Annotated in this window: 16 protein-coding genes and 1 tRNA gene; 2 read left to right on the forward strand and 15 right to left on the reverse strand. The window is 61.9% G+C overall.

Features of this window, described 5'->3' with window-relative positions:
- Positions 1 to 25: 25 nt before the first annotated feature.
- From lpxB to P12x_RS08755, 12 genes are all read right to left on the reverse strand, one after another.
- The gene (lpxB, locus tag P12x_RS08700; RefSeq protein WP_435010470.1) at positions 26 to 1246 is read right to left on the reverse strand and encodes a lipid-A-disaccharide synthase; all 1221 of its coding nucleotides are present in this window, start codon (positions 1244 to 1246) and stop codon (positions 26 to 28) included.
- A gap of 143 nt (positions 1247 to 1389) precedes the next feature.
- Complete coding sequence (locus P12x_RS08705; protein ID WP_435010471.1) at positions 1390 to 2805, reverse strand: sigma 54-interacting transcriptional regulator; 1416 nt, start codon at positions 2803 to 2805, stop codon at positions 1390 to 1392.
- A gap of 164 nt (positions 2806 to 2969) precedes the next feature.
- A complete protein-coding gene (locus P12x_RS08710) occupies positions 2970 to 3779 on the reverse strand; it encodes a helix-turn-helix domain-containing protein (protein ID WP_435010472.1) in 810 nt (269 codons plus the stop codon).
- A 432-nt stretch (positions 3780 to 4211) separates the two neighbouring features.
- A complete protein-coding gene (locus tag P12x_RS08715) occupies positions 4212 to 4511 on the reverse strand; it encodes a metal-sulfur cluster assembly factor (RefSeq protein ID WP_435010473.1) in 300 nt (99 codons plus the stop codon).
- A 63-nt stretch (positions 4512 to 4574) separates the two neighbouring features.
- Positions 4575 to 4889 carry a non-heme iron oxygenase ferredoxin subunit gene (locus tag P12x_RS08720; protein WP_435010474.1) on the reverse strand — a complete coding sequence of 105 codons (315 nt, stop codon included), beginning with the start codon at positions 4887 to 4889 and terminating at the stop codon, positions 4575 to 4577.
- A 56-nt stretch (positions 4890 to 4945) separates the two neighbouring features.
- Positions 4946 to 5398: a SufE family protein gene (locus P12x_RS08725; RefSeq protein WP_435010475.1), complete on the reverse strand. Its 453-nt coding sequence runs from the start codon at positions 5396 to 5398 to the stop codon at positions 4946 to 4948.
- A 213-nt stretch (positions 5399 to 5611) separates the two neighbouring features.
- Entirely contained in the window at positions 5612 to 6466 is an 855-nt protein-coding gene (locus tag P12x_RS08730) for a sulfurtransferase (RefSeq protein ID WP_435010476.1), read from the reverse strand.
- Between the two features lie 86 nt (positions 6467 to 6552).
- Positions 6553 to 7911, reverse strand: coding sequence for a Fe-S cluster assembly protein SufD (sufD, locus tag P12x_RS08735; protein WP_435010477.1), 1359 nt, complete (start codon positions 7909 to 7911; stop codon positions 6553 to 6555).
- Positions 7912 to 8023: 112 nt separating this feature from the next.
- Positions 8024 to 8094 (reverse strand) — tRNA-Ile (locus tag P12x_RS08740).
- Positions 8095 to 8234: 140 nt separating this feature from the next.
- Positions 8235 to 9650 (reverse strand): Fe-S cluster assembly protein SufB, encoded by a 1416-nt coding sequence (gene sufB, locus P12x_RS08745; protein WP_435010478.1) that lies wholly within the window; start codon positions 9648 to 9650, stop codon positions 8235 to 8237.
- 112 nt (positions 9651 to 9762) lie between these two features.
- Positions 9763 to 10578, reverse strand: coding sequence for a Fe-S cluster assembly ATPase SufC (gene sufC / locus P12x_RS08750; RefSeq protein ID WP_435010479.1), 816 nt, complete (start codon positions 10576 to 10578; stop codon positions 9763 to 9765).
- Between the two features lie 100 nt (positions 10579 to 10678).
- On the reverse strand, positions 10679 to 11311 hold the full coding sequence (locus tag P12x_RS08755; protein ID WP_435010480.1) for a helix-turn-helix transcriptional regulator: 633 nt from the start codon (positions 11309 to 11311) through the stop codon (positions 10679 to 10681).
- Between the two features lie 354 nt (positions 11312 to 11665).
- On the opposite strand from P12x_RS08755, the gene P12x_RS08760 reads away from it, so the two are divergent.
- Entirely contained in the window at positions 11666 to 13081 is a 1416-nt protein-coding gene (locus P12x_RS08760; protein WP_435010481.1) for a tetratricopeptide repeat protein, read from the forward strand.
- Between the two features lie 84 nt (positions 13082 to 13165).
- Here P12x_RS08760 and P12x_RS08765 read toward each other — a convergent pair whose 3' ends face one another.
- Positions 13166 to 13624: a bis(5'-nucleosyl)-tetraphosphatase gene (locus tag P12x_RS08765; protein WP_435010482.1), complete on the reverse strand. Its 459-nt coding sequence runs from the start codon at positions 13622 to 13624 to the stop codon at positions 13166 to 13168.
- Entirely contained in the window at positions 13621 to 13920 is a 300-nt protein-coding gene (locus P12x_RS08770; RefSeq protein WP_435010483.1) for a biotin/lipoyl-containing protein, read from the reverse strand. Before P12x_RS08770 ends, P12x_RS08765 begins: the two co-directional genes overlap by 4 nt.
- A gap of 278 nt (positions 13921 to 14198) precedes the next feature.
- Here P12x_RS08770 and P12x_RS08775 point away from each other — a divergent pair, with 278 nt between their 5' ends.
- Entirely contained in the window at positions 14199 to 14993 is a 795-nt protein-coding gene (locus P12x_RS08775; protein WP_435010484.1) for a YHS domain-containing protein, read from the forward strand.
- Positions 14994 to 15042: 49 nt separating this feature from the next.
- On the opposite strand, the gene P12x_RS08780 is transcribed toward P12x_RS08775, so the two are convergent.
- Positions 15043 to 15600 (reverse strand): hypothetical protein, encoded by a 558-nt coding sequence (locus P12x_RS08780; RefSeq protein ID WP_435010486.1) that lies wholly within the window; start codon positions 15598 to 15600, stop codon positions 15043 to 15045.
- Between the last annotated feature and the right edge of the window lie 128 nt (positions 15601 to 15728).

Raw genomic sequence — 15728 nt, forward strand, 5'->3', positions numbered from 1 at the left:
CGATCAAGCCATCGGCGACGTTGATTCAGGCGAGCTTCGCGTCGGCTCCAGCCTTCGAGGGGTCGTGCGGGCCACGATGGAGTGGATGCTGGCCTTCGGTCGAGACTGTTCGAGCCGCGATCACCTCGACAATCCGCTCGGCTGCCCGATCCGAAGCCCCTGGTACGGCGACCCGATCGCGTAACTCGGCCAGTCTCGACGAGGCTTTCCAGCGCTCGGCCGGGTCGTCCAGCCATCGAGCAGCGTGTTCGGCGAGTTCCACCGAGACGTCCACGGGGGTCAGGTACTCGGGCATCACCTCTTCGTCGGCCAGGAGGTTCACCAGGCTGATGTACTTCGACTTGATGAACTTGCGAGCTACCCAGAGATCGAAAGGCTTGATTGTGTAGAGGACCACCGTTGGTAGGGCTTCGACCATCAGCTCCAGCCCGACCGAGCCGGAGACCGCCCAGGCGACTTCGGCCACGCGGATCAGCTCGGGCGTCCGCGCGGCATGAATCTCGACTTCGAGGCCGAGTCCCGACTCCTCCAGAAGTCTTACGGCCAATTCGCGATGTTTGTTGTGGAGGCAGGCGACGGCAAATCGGGTCTCGGGATGGTCGGCCGCCAGCCTGGCCGCGGCCTTGAGCATGATCGGCAGGTTCCGCGTAACCTCCTGGGTCCGGGAACCGGGGAGGATCGCCAAGAGCGGGCCGGATCGAGCCTCAATCTCGGCCATGAATGACTCGTCGAGCGTCCGTTCGGCCAACTCGTCGAAGTAGGGATGTCCGACGTATTCCGCGTTTGCGATCCCTCGATCGCGATACCAATCCGGCTCGAAGGGGAGGCTGCAAAGGAGGTGGTCGACGAACTTGCGGACCTTCTCCACCCTCCACCCGGCCCAGGCCCAGATCTGCGGAGGGACGTAGTAGATGACCGGAATTCCGTGTTTTTTGGCGCGCCGAGCCAGGTGCCAGTGGAAACCGGGATAATCGATCAGGACCACCGCGTCGGGACGATTTGCGATGAATTCGCGGTCGGCGTCGTCGAGGAGCTTGAAGAACTTGTTGATGTTCAGAAGGACCCGGACGAACCACATGACCGCCAGGTCGACGAGCGGGTAGAGCAACTTCGCGCCGGCGGCCTCCATTTTCGGGCCGCCGAAGCCCACGACTTCGACGTCGGGGCGAATCTTCCTGAGGGAATGGATCAGGTTCGCGGCGTGAAGGTCGCCGCTCGGCTCGCCGGTGGAGAGGAAGATCCGCATCGCGAGGCCTCACATCCGTGCTGTCTGGATTGGGTCCGTCCCGGGACCGCGAACCTTACCAGATCGAGGCCAATCGGGAAAGCGAAGAAGAATTCCTTGAAAAGGAGCCAGAAAAGGGAAGTCGCCCGCCACCAATCCCGTTCTCAGGACTCGGCTCCCTCGCCTTCCTGAGCCGCTCCATTCTTGTCTGCATCAGACTCGGTCGCAAACTCGTCGGGGATGCCCAGCTCCTTGATCCTCCGGTAGAGCAACGGGCGATTGATCCCGAGCAGCTTGGCCGCTCTCGACTTATTTTTCCCGGAACGATCGAGCGCCCTTTCGATCAACCGCCGCTCATAATTGGCGAGCATATCCTTGAGCGAGACGGGGTCGCCGGGAGGGGGTGGGTTGTATGCCCCACCGCGATGACCTCGGATCCCGGGTGGAATATCATCGAGCTGGATCATCTCGGAATGACCCCGATTGTGTGCTTCGTCGATCACCCGGGAGAGTTCTCGAAGATTACCGGGCCAGTCATAGGCGAGCAACGCATCCAGGGCGGCCGGGCTGAAGCCGACCCTTTGGTGATTTCCTCGCAGGTTCGCCCTCTCCAGGAGATGCTGCGCCAGCAGCGGGAGCTCATCGAGCCGTTCGCGGAGGGGGCGAATCCGAATGATCAAGGACGAGATCAGGTAGTAGAAGTCGGGGCGGAGGCGTTCGGATCGAAATCCAGCATCGGGGTCGCCCGTCGTCGTGGCGATCAGTCGAACCGGACCATCGATCGTCGATGCGAGCCGCGCCTGGATGTCACGCGGTAAATCCAGGATATCGCCGATCAGGATCGTCGAACCTTCGGGCGCGATCAGAGATCGGGCGGGATCATTCGAGGCGGGGCCGAATAACTCGCGATCGAGGATTTCGGGGGGCAAGGCCTTGCAGTCATAGACTGGCATCGGAGCTTGTCGACGGGAACCTCGCTGGTGGATTGATCGGGCCGTCAGGAGTTTTCCCGTGCCGGGCTCGCCCACGATCAGCACGGGGACGTCGGTCATCGAGGCTGCGGCAACCTGATGGAGGAGCCTTTGATGTTCCGGCCCATGACCGATGAGGATATCGGAACCATGGCGAGCGATGAGGCGTTCACGGAGTCGAAGCAATTCGCATCGAAGCTTGTGGGCCTGGGACTCGGGTGCCAGTGCCGGCTCGTCCGGGGGGTGAATCAGTCCCAGGATCGCGCCGATTCCGCCCTGCTCGTCGTGGAAGGGCCAGAAGGCGATCCGCCTCCAGAGCCGTCCTCCGCCGGCCTGAAAGATCAGGGTTTCGGTGCTGCTTGGTCGACCGGAAAGGGCTTCCGGCGGCGGACTGAAGCTGCCCGCCAGGCCGACGAGCTCACCGGAGCGGGAGGGTCCGTGTGCGTTGCACTCCAGACCGACCACATCCTCGGCGCGATGTCCGGTCAACTCCTCCCAGGCTCGATTCACCTGCAAGATCCGACGATCGGGGCCGAGCCAGAAGATGGGCTCGGAAGCCTGCTGTACGAGGACATCCAGCCTGAAGGCCGAGGCGCGAGAAGGCGGCATGATCGATGACGGGATCCTGAATGCGGCGGCCCGGCGGCTTGGGACCAAGCCGCTCGGTCAAGGAATCAGGATGTCGGCTGGTTCCACCGTTGGCAAGGAAAAACGGAAGAGTTCAAGCGTGCACGGATCGAAAGACGGCCCAGGCCGGGTCGGTGGAGCCGAGATCAGGGCTCGTTCGCGTTGAAACAGCTCCAGGACCAGACGACCTGCCCGAGAATCGAGCCGGAGATCATCCCGTCCAATTCCATCGGGATCAGAGGATGTTCGCGGCTCGGCTGATTGGGTCGGAAGATCAGATGGCGTCCGCTCAGGTCGAGCCAGCGGATCATCGGGACCCGATCGGGAGAAGCGGCCACCATCTTACCCTGGAGTCGCTGGGGGTCGAGGATCGAGCGATCGACGGCAACGACCGAGCCGGACGGCAGGATCGGCGCCATCGAGTCGTCGTCGAGCCGGACCGCGACCGTTTCTCGGGGATGCGGGAGCCATTCGCGGTACGCCAGGACATGGCCCTCAACCCGATCGGGATTGATCGATCGGTTGGCAAGATCCTCCATCGGGATCAGAGCCACCGCTACGAAATCGGAAGAGGTATCCGTCGGTAAGCTCTCGGGCGAGAGCACGACCACCTCGTTCGGCTGTTGCTCCAGCTTCTCGAGCCCGCGGCGGATTAACTGGATCGGCGAGAGTTCCGAGAGGGTTGCCGATTCGGAATCTCTCCGATATCGCTCACCTTCGCCGGAGAGTAGCCAGACGGGATTCGCACCGGTCTGATCGATAAATGACAGGAGGACCTCAGCCGGGACCGTCACACCTGTCTCATAATTATACCAGGTGCGTGCCGGCAGATTCAGGCGACGGGCGAGCTCGGGGCCCCCATGTTCGCCGAACAGTTCCTGGCGGACCTCACGAAGCCGTCGGGAGATCGACGCCTTGACATTGACGCGAACTGTCGATGTTTTTTTCCGTGCCACGGAGCGTCATCCCGCGAACGGGAGTCCCTTCGAATCCTGAGATCGGTGCGATTTGGACGCTTAGCAGAACCGACGAGAGTTCCGGCTACCCTTCTCAAACCTTCCGCTCGGACGCACTGGCGATCCAGGTTCGAACAGGACCGTCGGATGAATCGGATCACGACGAATGAAAAAGAGCGACGGGAGTTCGCATCCTGGAAGGCATCGGCGCCATAACTCTTATTTCTGCCATGGGCCCAATTATGCATAGTCGAGCCCGGATGTCATGCGATCGTTTAAGAAATCCTCACAGGTGTGTCAGCGAAACGACATGGGCTGGAGCATTGTTTCGGGCCTGAAACACTCCGAGCCCCGGATCGATCATCGCGGACACTCTCTTTTCGAATTAATGGGCAGGAGCGTTAGGAATCTTAAGGGTCGACTTCAGCCGGATCAGAAGATGCCCAACTCATCGCGAGCGGCGTCGCTCATGCGGTCGGGGGACCAGGGTGGCGACATCACCAGCTTCACGTTCGCCTTGGAAACTCCCTCCAGCTTTTCCAGTTCCGAGACGGCGTTCCGGAGGATTTCCGGGCCGGCCGGACATGCGGGAGTCGTCAAGGTCATCTCGACGTCGACCTCGTCTTCTCGCGATTGGACCGTGTAGACCAGTCCGAGATCGACGATGTTCACATTCAGTTCGGGGTCGATCACGTTTCTAAGAGCGTCGACGATCGTTTCTTGTGCGAGCATGTCTATGAGATCCCCTGGGGAAAATTCGTCGAGCTTCGGTCCGATCGAGAACGAGGTCTTCGCTCAGTCTTCGATGGCCACATAGATATCTTCGCCTCGGACCTCGACCGAGTGAACGTCGACCGGTTCGATGGCGGGTAGGCAGAGCGCCCGCCCGGTCCGGACGTCGAACCTCGCCCCATGCCTGGGGCATCGGATCTCGGTACCTTCCAGGTCTCCCTCGGCGAGCGGGCCGCCGTCATGCGTGCAAACGTCGTCGATCGCGTAATAGGCCCCGTCGACGTTGAAGACGGCCAACGCTCGCCCTTCGATCTCGACCAGTTTCTTGCCGCCCGGGGGCAGTTCGTCGCGAACTGCGACCTTCACGAAGTCTGGCATCGCGATGTCATCCATCTGGGAACTGGGGATGAAAGCCCTGCCTTCGGCCCTGGCCCTCACGAGCCATCGGAGCCGGAGAGAGGCGGCCGGGAAATCGCGACCCGGGTCACTTCCTTCTTGAGCCTGGCCAGGACACCGCTGAGCCCCCGGATGCGCAGCATCCCCAGGATCTCGAGAAGTCCGATCTGCTCGATCAGGTCGGAGGGAACCGCAAGGACGTCTTCGACGGTCGATCCATCCAGCCCTTCGACCAGGATCGCGACGAACCCCCGGACGGTCGGTGCCTCGATCGGGGCATCCGCGTGGATCGCCAGGCGATCGCCATCGAACTCGACGAACAAGAACACCGGAGACTGGCATTCCTCCACCCGGTGCTCGGCATCTTTCAAGGCCTCCAGCCGCTCGGGGAGCGGCTTGAGGTTCTTGGCGAAGTCGATCAGTAATTCGATCCGCTCCTGGCGGTCCGCATCCTGGAGCTCGGAAATGATAGAGTCGAGTGCGGCGGCCAAGTGCGAACCCCTGGAGTCATGTATGAAGTCGATACTCATCGGCCAGTTCTGATGAGAATGGCATTATCGACCCCATTTATCTCAAAAGAAGGGAAGGTATCCAAGGCCTCCCTCCCCCGAGATTAACAGCTTAAATTGAGAAACGGAGGAGGTCGACGATCGTCCTCGACTTTTTACAGATATTTCCGGGCCGACGCGCCCACTTCCCCCGGATCAGGCCCCCTTGGCGATGGGCGCCCGGACGAGATTCCCCCACTCACACCAGGACCCATCGTAATTCCTGACCCTGGGATAACCCAAGAGATAGGTGAGAACGAACCAGGTCAGGCTGGAACGCTCGCCGATCCGGCAATACGCGACGATGTCGTCCTCGGGCTTGAGACCGACCTCGCCTTCGTAGATCGACTTCAACTCAGCGGCCGACTTGAAGGTCCCGTCGTCATTGACCGCCCGAGCCCAGGGGACGCTCACGGCTCCCGGGATATGGCCGCCCCGGAGCGAGCCCTCCTGGGGGTATTCCTCCATGTGCGTCCGCTCGCCGGTGAATTCCTTGGGGCTCCGGACGTCGAGGAGGGGTTTGCCCGACTTCGAGTGGGCCAGGACCTCATCGCGGAAAACCCGGATGGCCGCCTCGTCGGCCCCGGCCACCGTGTATTTGGTGGGGGGATAGGAAGGGGCCTCCGTCGTGGTGGGGCGCTTCTCGTCGAACCAGAGCTTCCGACCGCCGTTGAGGATCCGGCAATCCTGATGACCGAAGAGCTTGAACGCCCAGAGGGCATAGCATGCCCACCAGTTCGACTTGTCGCCGTAGAAGACGACCGTGGTGTCGTTGGCGATTCCGGCCCTGGAGCAGATGGCCGCGAACTTCTCGGCATCAATGTAGTCGCGGATCAACTGGTCCTGGAGGTCGCCTTGCCAGTCGATCTTGACGGACCCCGGGATGTGGCCCATCTCATAAAGAAGAACATCTTCGTCGCTCTCGACGATGCGGACTTTCGGGTCTTCGAGGTGTTGCTCGACCCAGTCGGCCGAAACGAGGACCTCGGGATGGACGTAGGATTCGGACATCGGACGGGCTCCGGTTGCTTGCTGGGAACGAAGGTCGGTCGGATCGAGAAGACCGAGATCGGTCGACGATCCGCCCCAGGTTTCAATCAGGCTGATTCGGGGCTCGACCCGAGATTGAGCTTGGTGGCGACGGCCTGTCGGAGGGTCTCGCGGACCGGTTCGAGGGTGATCCGGTCGTAGACGTTGGCGAAGAAGCCCTCGACGATCAGGCGGATCGCCGTATCTCGTCGGACCCCTCGGGCCTGGGCATAGAAGATCATCTCTTCATCGACTCGACCGGCCGTGGCGCCGTGGGTGCATCGGACGTCGTTGGCCTCGATCTCCAGGCCCGGGATCGAGTCGGCTCGGGCCGAATCGGACAGGATGAGGTTATCGTCCTTCTGGTAGGCGTCGGTCCGCTGGGCGTCCTTCTCGACGCGGATCATCCCCTTCCAGACGATCCGCGACCTGTCCTTCAGACCGGCCTTGTACAGGAGGTCGCTCCGGGTGTGGGGCGCGGCGTGATCCTGCCGGGTGAAATAGGCCAGGTGTTGTTTCCCGGAGGTGAACATCACCCCGTTCACCTGGGCATCGGCCCCCTGCCCGACCAGAGCCACCTCCTGGTTGACCTTGGCCAGTCGCGATCCGAGCCCGCCGACGGTCCACTGGATCGAGGCGTCGGCACCGACCAGGGCCCGCTCACGACTGAAGTGCCAGGTCACCTCATCCCAGTTCTGGACGTTCACGAACTGGAGTTTGGCCCCATCGCCGACGAACAACTCGACCGCCCCCGCGTGCAAGGCGGGCGAGCCATCCCGCCCGAAGCTGGCGGCCTCGCGGACCAGGGTGGCCTCGGCTCCTTCTTCCAGGACGACGAGGGTATGGTCGAGGTCGACCTTGCCGCTTCCCGACAGGCCGATCAGGGTGAAGAGTGGGACCTCGATCTTGATGCCCTTCGGCACATAGAGCAGAGTCCCGCCGGTCCAGAAAGCGGCGTGGAGAGCCGAGAATGCGTCCGCGGTCGGCGAGACTGCCTCGGTCAGGAAGTGTCGCTCGAGGATCTCGGGATGAGTTTTGGCCGCCGTCGCCAGGTCGACTAGGATCGCCCCGCCGAGCTTCGACGGGTCGGCCGATCGGGTTGGAGACGCGTTGACGTGTTCCAGACCGGTCGAATAATGGGCGCTCAGGGCATCCCAGGACGGGGTGAGTGCCGACTGTTCCTGGGCCGAGGGCTGGGCTGTGGTCGGGGGGGCGAAGTTGGCGAGCTTGAGCCCACGGATGTCGGTCCTCCGCCATTCTTCATCGCGCGAGGTGGGCATCGGGAGGCCGAGAAACGCCTCGAAGGCGGTTCGCCTCCGGTCGAGGAGCCAGGTCGGCTCTTCGCGTCCTTTCAGGAACGCCTCGAAGGCCTCCTCGGTGAAACCGCCGGTCGCGATGGTCGGTGGGGTCGCTGGTGCGCTACTCATTGCGGGTTCATTCTCTCTATAATCCGAGCCATTGCCGCACGGCGTCTTCGACCTGCTCCATCTGGTCCCGTGTCAGGACGCCAAACCGCTCAATTTGTCTGTCGCAACATACTAGGCGCGGGGGGAATCGAACCCCTCGTCCGGCTCTGATAAGGAGCCTGCTCTGCCGTTGAGCTACGCGCCAGAGGGGTCGGGGGGGATTGAACCCCCGACTTCGAACGGTCGAAGTCCGGCCAGGACTCCGCGACCCCTTTGGAGAAGGGGCCGGGATATTAAGACGGTTTTCAACATCGATCGCCTCGGGCGCGGGTTGCTCATGGGAATTAGCCGACCGATCCTTCCATCTGGAGTTGGATCAGCTTGTTCATCTCGACGGCATACTCCATCGGGAGCTCCTTGACCAGGGGCTCGATGAAGCCGCTGACGATCAGGGTGGCGGCTTCGGCCTCGGAGAGCCCCCGGCTCCTGAGATAGAAGAGCTGCTCCTCGCCGATCTTGGAGACGCTGGCCTCGTGGCCGATCTTGACGTCGTCCTCGTCGATCTCGATATACGGGTAGGTGTCGGACCGGCTGGCCGCATCGAGGATCAAGGCGTCGCAAACGACGTTGGACTTCGAGCCGTGGGCACCGTCGGCCACCTTGAGGAGCCCCCGATAGCTGGCCCGCCCGCCGTTCTTGCTGATGCTCTTGGAGATGATCCGCGAGCTGGTGTAGGGTGCGGCGTGGACCACCTTGCCGCCGGCATCCTGGTGCTGGCCCTTGCCGGCGAAGGCGATCGAGAGGATCTCGCCGCGAGCCCCCTTGCCGGTCATGTAGACCGACGGGTACTTCATCGTCAGTCGACTCCCGAGGTTGCCGTCGACCCACTCCATCAGGGCATCTTCCTGGGCCACGGCTCGCTTGGTCACCAGGTTATAGATGTTGTTGGCCCAGTTCTGGATGGTCGTGTAGCGGCACCGGCCGCCCTTCTTGACGAGGACCTCGACGACGGCCGAATGCAGGCTTTCCGAGGTGTAGATCGGCGCCGTGCAGCCCTCGACGTAGTGGACCTGGGCCCCCTCCTCGACGAGGATCAGGGTCCGCTCGAACTGGCCCATGTTCTCGGCGTTGATCCGGAAGTAGGCCTGGAGCGGGATGTCGACCTTCACCCCGGCCGGGACGTAGACGAACGAGCCACCCGACCAGACCGCCGTGTTCAAGGCGGCGAACTTGTTGTCGTAAGTCGGGATGATCGTGCCGAAATACTGCTTGACCAGGTCCTCGTGCTCGCGGAGGGCCGTGTCCATGTCGGTGAAGATGACGCCCTTCTTCTGGAGGTCGTCGCGGAGGCTGTGGTAGACCACCTCCGAATCGTACTGGGCTCCGACTCCGGCCAGGAACTTCCGCTCGGCCTCGGGGATCCCGAGCTTGTCGAAGGTGTTCTTGATCTCGGCGGGGACGTCGTCCCAGGTCTTCCCCTGGCGGTCGGCCGCCCTCATGAAGTAGCGGATGTCGTTGTAGTTCAGATCGTTGAGCTCGCCGCCCCAGGTCGGGTTCGGCTTGGACCAGAAGACCTCGAGGGCCTTGAGCCGGGCGTCGCGCATCCAGCCCGGCTCGGACTTCATCTCGGAGATCTGCTCGACCGTCTCGCGGGTCAGGCCCTTGCCGCTCTTGAACGAGTAGTTAGCCTCCGAGTCGTGGAAGCCATACTTGTACTCGTCCTTGATCCCCTCGACCTGAGCATTGAGGTCGGTTGCCATGATAGATGAATCCTTTGAAGGAGCGACGTGCGTGTCCGGTATTAATATGGGGAGGGCCGAACCGCCTTGAAGCGGTGATCCGTCGCGACGGTTCGATCCTTCGGGTGTGGCATCAATGCGTCGAGGCGGAGTCGAGGGCTTCCTCTTCGCGGGCCGCCTCGGGATACTTCTCGCGAATCCAGTCGTACCCTTCGGCTTCCAGCCGAGTGACCAGTTCGGGTCCGCCATCTTCGACGATCTTGCCACCGAAGAGGATATGGACGAACGAGGGCTTGATGTAGGTCAAGATGCGCTCGTAGTGGGTGATCACCAGGACCCCGGTCCCAGACTTGGCGGCCACCCGATTGACCCCTTCGGAGACCACCCGGACGGCGTCGATGTCGAGTCCGCTGTCGGTCTCGTCGAGGATCGCGAACGAGGGGCGGAGCATGGCGAGTTGGAGGACTTCGGCCCGCTTCTTCTCGCCACCGGAGAAGCCTTCGTTGAGGTATCGGCGGGCGAAGTCCGGATCCATGCCCAGGTCATCCATCTCCTGGCGGATCTCCTTGCGGAACTCCCGCATCGAGATCAACTCTTCGCCTTCCTTGCGATCGGGGTTCCGGACGTTCGAGACCGCATGGCGGAGGAAGTTCGCCACGGTCACGCCGGGAATCGAGGTCGGGTACTGGAAGGCGAGGAAGAGGCCGGCCTTGGCCCGCTCGTCGGGTTCCAGCGCCAGCAGATCCTGACCATCGAGCGTCGCCGTCCCGCCGAGGACCTCGTAGTTCGGATGGCCGGCCAACGCGTAGCTCAAGGTGCTCTTGCCCGAGCCGTTGGGGCCCATCAGGGCGTGGACCTCTCCCTGCCGAATCGTCAGGTCGACCCCTTTGAGGATCTCCTTGCCGCCGATCCCGACCCGCAAATTCTCGATCTTCAAGACCTTGCTCATGAATACCGCCCCGATGCTCGGGATCTCCAGGTGATAAGTACGTGAGGGGCATCGGGGCCAGGCCCGACACCCGAGTCATAACGGGACGCGATCAGGTCGGTTAAGGATGGATGGACGGCTTGGCCTCGAAATCACAAGATCGGTGGCCGTCGAGGCGGCACTGACTCAGGCGGAGGCTCTGGCCGAGGACCTTCTCGAACATCTTCCGTTCCATGGCGCAGACGGCCCGATCGACTTCGGCCAGGGCGAAATAGGGGCAAGAGTGCTGACGGAGGACCGGGAGCAAACCCGCGCCCGGCTGCGTCACTTCGGCCTCGACCCCTCGATCGTGCAAAATCGAGCCGAGTTGGACCATCCGGCCCTGCCACTGATCGCCACGGACCTGATCGCGGTATTGTTCGGCCAGTCGATCGGTCACCCGGCCGAACAGGAGCCGGCGGAGCTTCCGATCTTCGACCGCGTGCATCAGCTCACCCCAGAGGGCAACGGCAAGATCGGCGTAATTTTGCCCGAGCCGCTTGTGGGCCTCGGCACTGGCCCGGTAGGTATGCCTGGGGCGGCCCCGGTTCCCGGACTCGGAACGTCTTTCGACCATCCCCGAGCCGATCAGCCGGGTCAATCGATTGCGGATCGCCGTGGGGGTGACCCCGAGAAGGTCCACCATCTCGGCGACGGTCAGCGGGCCCTGGCGACGTATCAAGTCGAGGAGCGGACGATCGGACGAATCATTCATCAACGCCTCCTTTTCCTGAACGGCTCGGGGAACCACCTATCTTGCCAGCGTGGAGAGGTTAAGGTCATTGTAGATACATCGTGGCGGACCGTCCATTGCCAGATGGCCCCTTTTGGCATTTTTCGCCGAAATAATTGCGATAAATCGAGAGGGAGCGACCCAGACAGGATCTCGTCCGAGAACCCCCGAGGTTTCCAACTCGTGGCGGTCGATTGACGCGGCGTCTCGTTCTGCTAGGCTAGCTAAGTAATCAGGTCTCAGAGAAGCTGCAGTCGCCGGGCTTGGTCGGAGGGCATGCCAGCCCTCGGCTCGTCCCGTCTACTCTGCACCACTCCTTCGGAAGGGGTCGCGACGATGTCCGCGGGGTCGGATCCTAATGGTCGGCTAGATAAGGCGAAAGCCTTTTTCGGATACGGCAACGACGCCGCCCAGAAGGGGAATGATGTCTACGCCGCCCAGATGTACAAGGAGGCGTGCAAGCTGGCGCCCGAGAACCTGGTCTATCGCCAGTCGTTGCGAGGGGTCCAACGTCGAAAATTCGGCAACGACCCGTCGAAAGTCAGCAAGCTCGTCGGCGTGAAGCTCCAGCCGCTCCGTATCCGGATCGGATCGGCCAAGCGGTCGCAGAAGTGGTCCGAGATGCTCGATCATTGCGAGGACATCCTCGCCCAGAATCCCTGGGATCTGACCGCCTCGATCGACGCCGCGGAGGCGGCCGAGAATCTGGGCCTCAAGAAGATCGCCCAGTACATGATCGAGGCCGTGCTCCCCCAAGGGGAGAAGGACCCGAAGTTCCTCCGCTCGGCCGCCCACTTCATGGAGTTCGCCGAGGAATTCCAGAAGGCGATCTGGTGCTGGGAGCGTCTGAAAGGGCTGGTACCTCACGACGAGGAGGCCCGCAAGAAGGTCAACGACCTGACAGCAAGGGCCGCGATTCGAAAATCCGGCCTCCAGGAATCGATCGACAAGAAGTCGGGCACGAGCCTGGGTTCCTCCGGCCCGGAGAAAGACCTGCCGCCCGACGCGGAAGAACTTCGCGCCCGGATGGTCTCTCCCGAGCAACGGTACCTCCAGGAGATCGAGGAGACGCCCGAGCGGATCGGCCCCTACCTGGCGCTGGCCGAACATTACAAACTTGAAGGACGGCTGGACGACGCCGAGAAGATCCTCGCCAAAGGCGTGAAGGCGAATCCCGAGGATAACTATCTCCAGGGCTCGTATGCCGAGGTCCAGATCAGCCGGATCCACCGGGCGATCGAACTGACCGCTCGCAAGGTCGCGAAGGAACCGAACGATCCCGAGCCCAAGGACAAGCTCGAGCAACTCAAGGTCGCTCTATACAAATATGAATTGAAAGAGTTGAGGCGTAAGGTGAGCGCCGCCCCGGACGAGCTCAAGTTTCGGATGCTCCTGGGCAAGAAGCTTGCCGAAGGCGGGAAGCATGATGAGGCGATTGCCGAGTTCCAGCAGGCCCGAGGAAGCGCCGACCTGAAGGTCCAGGCCCTCCTCAATGCCGGCCTCTCCTTCATGGCCAACGGGGTCCCGAAGCTCGCCGAACGGAACTTCGACGAAGCTCTCCGACTGGCAGACCCAGCCGACACGGAGACCTTCAACGAGTTGCATTACAACCTCGGACGGATCTCCGAGGACCAGGGGAACAAGGCGATCGCCGAGGAGCACTACAACGAGGTCGCCGCCAACGACTACTCTTATCGAGATGTCGCCCAAAGGCTCAGAAAGCTGGGCGAGAAACCGCCGGAAGAGGAATAACCGAGGGGATGTGCGAAAGCAGCACGCAGATCCGGGGTTTTCGCACATCCACCGGACTTGCAAACGACTGCCGACTATCGAGTCTCAGAAGTCCAACCATTGATGAGCTTCCGCGAAAACCTGACGGATCTTCGCGTGATAGAGGAGTCGTGTGATCTCTTCGAAGGTACCCCATCGGTGCCAGTGGCCCGTGGCGTCGGGGACATGTTCCGAGGATGGGATGGGGGGAGCATCCCCTAGGACCTCGACGAGATAGTAGGTGACGGTCTTGAGCACCTTACGCCCTCGGCGGATGTAAGTGTAAGCGAGGCTTTGTTCGAAGTCCTCGCGAAAGACCCAATCTGTGAGCCCCGTCTCTTCGAAGAATTCGCGGGCGGCCGTCTCGCGCGTGGATTCCCCGGCCTCCATGCCCCCCTTGGGAAATTCCCAGCGAGCCCTGGGATTCCGCACGGTGGCGGAATGGAGGACAAGGTAAACCCTCCCGTGTTCACCAACCCGGCGAAACGGGATCACGCCAGCGGAATTCTCATGAATGGCGGTCATGATCGACGACGGCCTGGCGGCGAGACGCGTGAAGCGTCGCCGTCACCCTCCTCCAGCACCGCCACAAGGCCGAGCACCGTCCCGGGCGTCACAAAATCGTCTTCCCGGCCATGAATGGCGGCTAGGAGGCCTGTCGTCGGGGAGGGCACGTCGAAGGTGGCCGGTCCGACCAACACTTCGACCAACCGATCGCCCTCCCAGACTTCATCCCCTCGCTTGGCAAACCAGTGGCTCACGACGATCGGAACATCCGCACCGGTCCCCAGTTCGGGCAGAATGACTGCCTCCAAACGCATGGCGAACCCCGTCGATCGAGCATCTCTCGGAGACGACCTTCCAGCCCAGAGGCGTTGGTCGCTCTCATGAAATTTACTTTAACGCGACCATCCATTCTCCGCCAGAGATCATCTCTATTCCTCGAACCCGAAAGCTCTTCGAAGCTTTCGACCATGCACGCTCAGGTAACTCGGGGCATCACCCTACCTCGTCAACTGTTTTCGATGTAAGATGATGAGTGATTCCAGAGATGGATAGAGCACTTGAACCGAGATGCGGGGGATTTGCGATGCGAGGCATGATCACGGGATTGTTCCTGGTCTCGACTCTCGGCGTCCTGGCTACCGCAAGTCCCGTCGATGAGATCCCCTCGCCATTTCTCCCTTTCGAACAAATGATCGGCGGCTGGAAGGGGACCGCCACGCCAACGGCGAATCGGCTCAAAGGTTGGCAAGAGTCGCATTCCTGGGCCTGGAAGTTCGAAAAAGGGAAGCCAACCGGGATGTCCCTCACATTCGAGGGAAATAAAACCATCGCTAAAGCTCAACTCACGTTCGACTCCTCCGCCAAAAAATACCGAGTCGACGGGACCGACCCTCTCGGCAAGCCGCTCCAGTACTTGGGAAGTCTTGGGACCGACGGAAAATCCTTGACCCTCGACCGAGTTGGGCCGGAATCCGGTACCCAGGAACGCCTCTTGATCTGGCCCAACAGCAACAAGATCCGCTACACCTTCAACGTGGAGCGGCAGGAGAGGGGCGCCCCCCAGTACAAGAGGGTCGTGACCGTGGGACTTACCAAAACAGGAGAGTCCTTCGCCGCTGGAGGGGAGGGTTCCAACTTGCCTCGATGCATCATGACCGGGGGCGCATCAACCCTGACCGTAAGCTACCAGGGAAAAACTTACCCGGTCTGCTGCACGGGCTGCCGGGATGAATTCAACGACAACCCCGAGAAATATGCACGGAAAGCGGAGGAGGTCGCCAAGGCGAAACCGGACCAGGGAAAGCCGGCCAAGCCGGCCACCAAGCCGAAGGATGATGGCTCGTTCGATGGATTGGTGGAAGACCTCAAGCCGAAGCCGAAGCCCTGATTTCTCGAGGGACTTCGGTTCCTCGGCTCCCGGCTACCAGCCGATCTCTTCATCCTACGGCTTTCGGATCTGCCCCGGATTTGGACCTGGGGATGATCCGGATGTTAAGCCCGATGGTCGTGGTCGTGATCTCCCAATCATCGCGATCCCAGCCTTGGATAATCCCGGATGCCTCCAACCGGTCGAACATCTGTTCCACGTAGGCGGGCACGCGGTCCTCGAATTCCGCGATGAGGTCGATCTTTCGTCCCAGGAAGTTAAAGAGGCCGCGAATTGTCGAGGGTCCTTTTTCGAGGATCCGTTTCTGTCCTTCCGGCGAAGCGGGGTCGGGACCGTCGAAGGTGAGTTGCATCGATCGAAGGAGCATCCCGAATTGCCCGAACCACGTATCGCGAAAGCCAAAATACTCGCGATGGATGATCTGGATCTCCCCCTTCCGGACGATGGCCGCCTGGTAAACCGCTTCCAGGTAGTTCTCCCCGTAGTCGGTCTGGAAGGCGATATTGACCGCCTTGGCCATATGCTGAAGGGCGGCCCTGATCCCCACCATGTCGGGATCGACTTCGAGACCAAGGTCACGGAGGCCGCCGGCCTTTCGGGCCGTCACGGTCCCTCCTTGGGCCGAGTCGGCCGAGACCGCGACCCCCAGGCTTAGATCGCCGGAAGTGGACGGCGAAGGTAGGACCGGGGGGATTCCCGGCAACGAGACCCCGGAACGACTCGATCTGGGATTGG

Source organism: Tundrisphaera lichenicola (genome assembly GCF_051175385.1).
Classification (GTDB): Bacteria; Planctomycetota; Planctomycetia; order Isosphaerales; family Isosphaeraceae; genus Tundrisphaera; species Tundrisphaera lichenicola.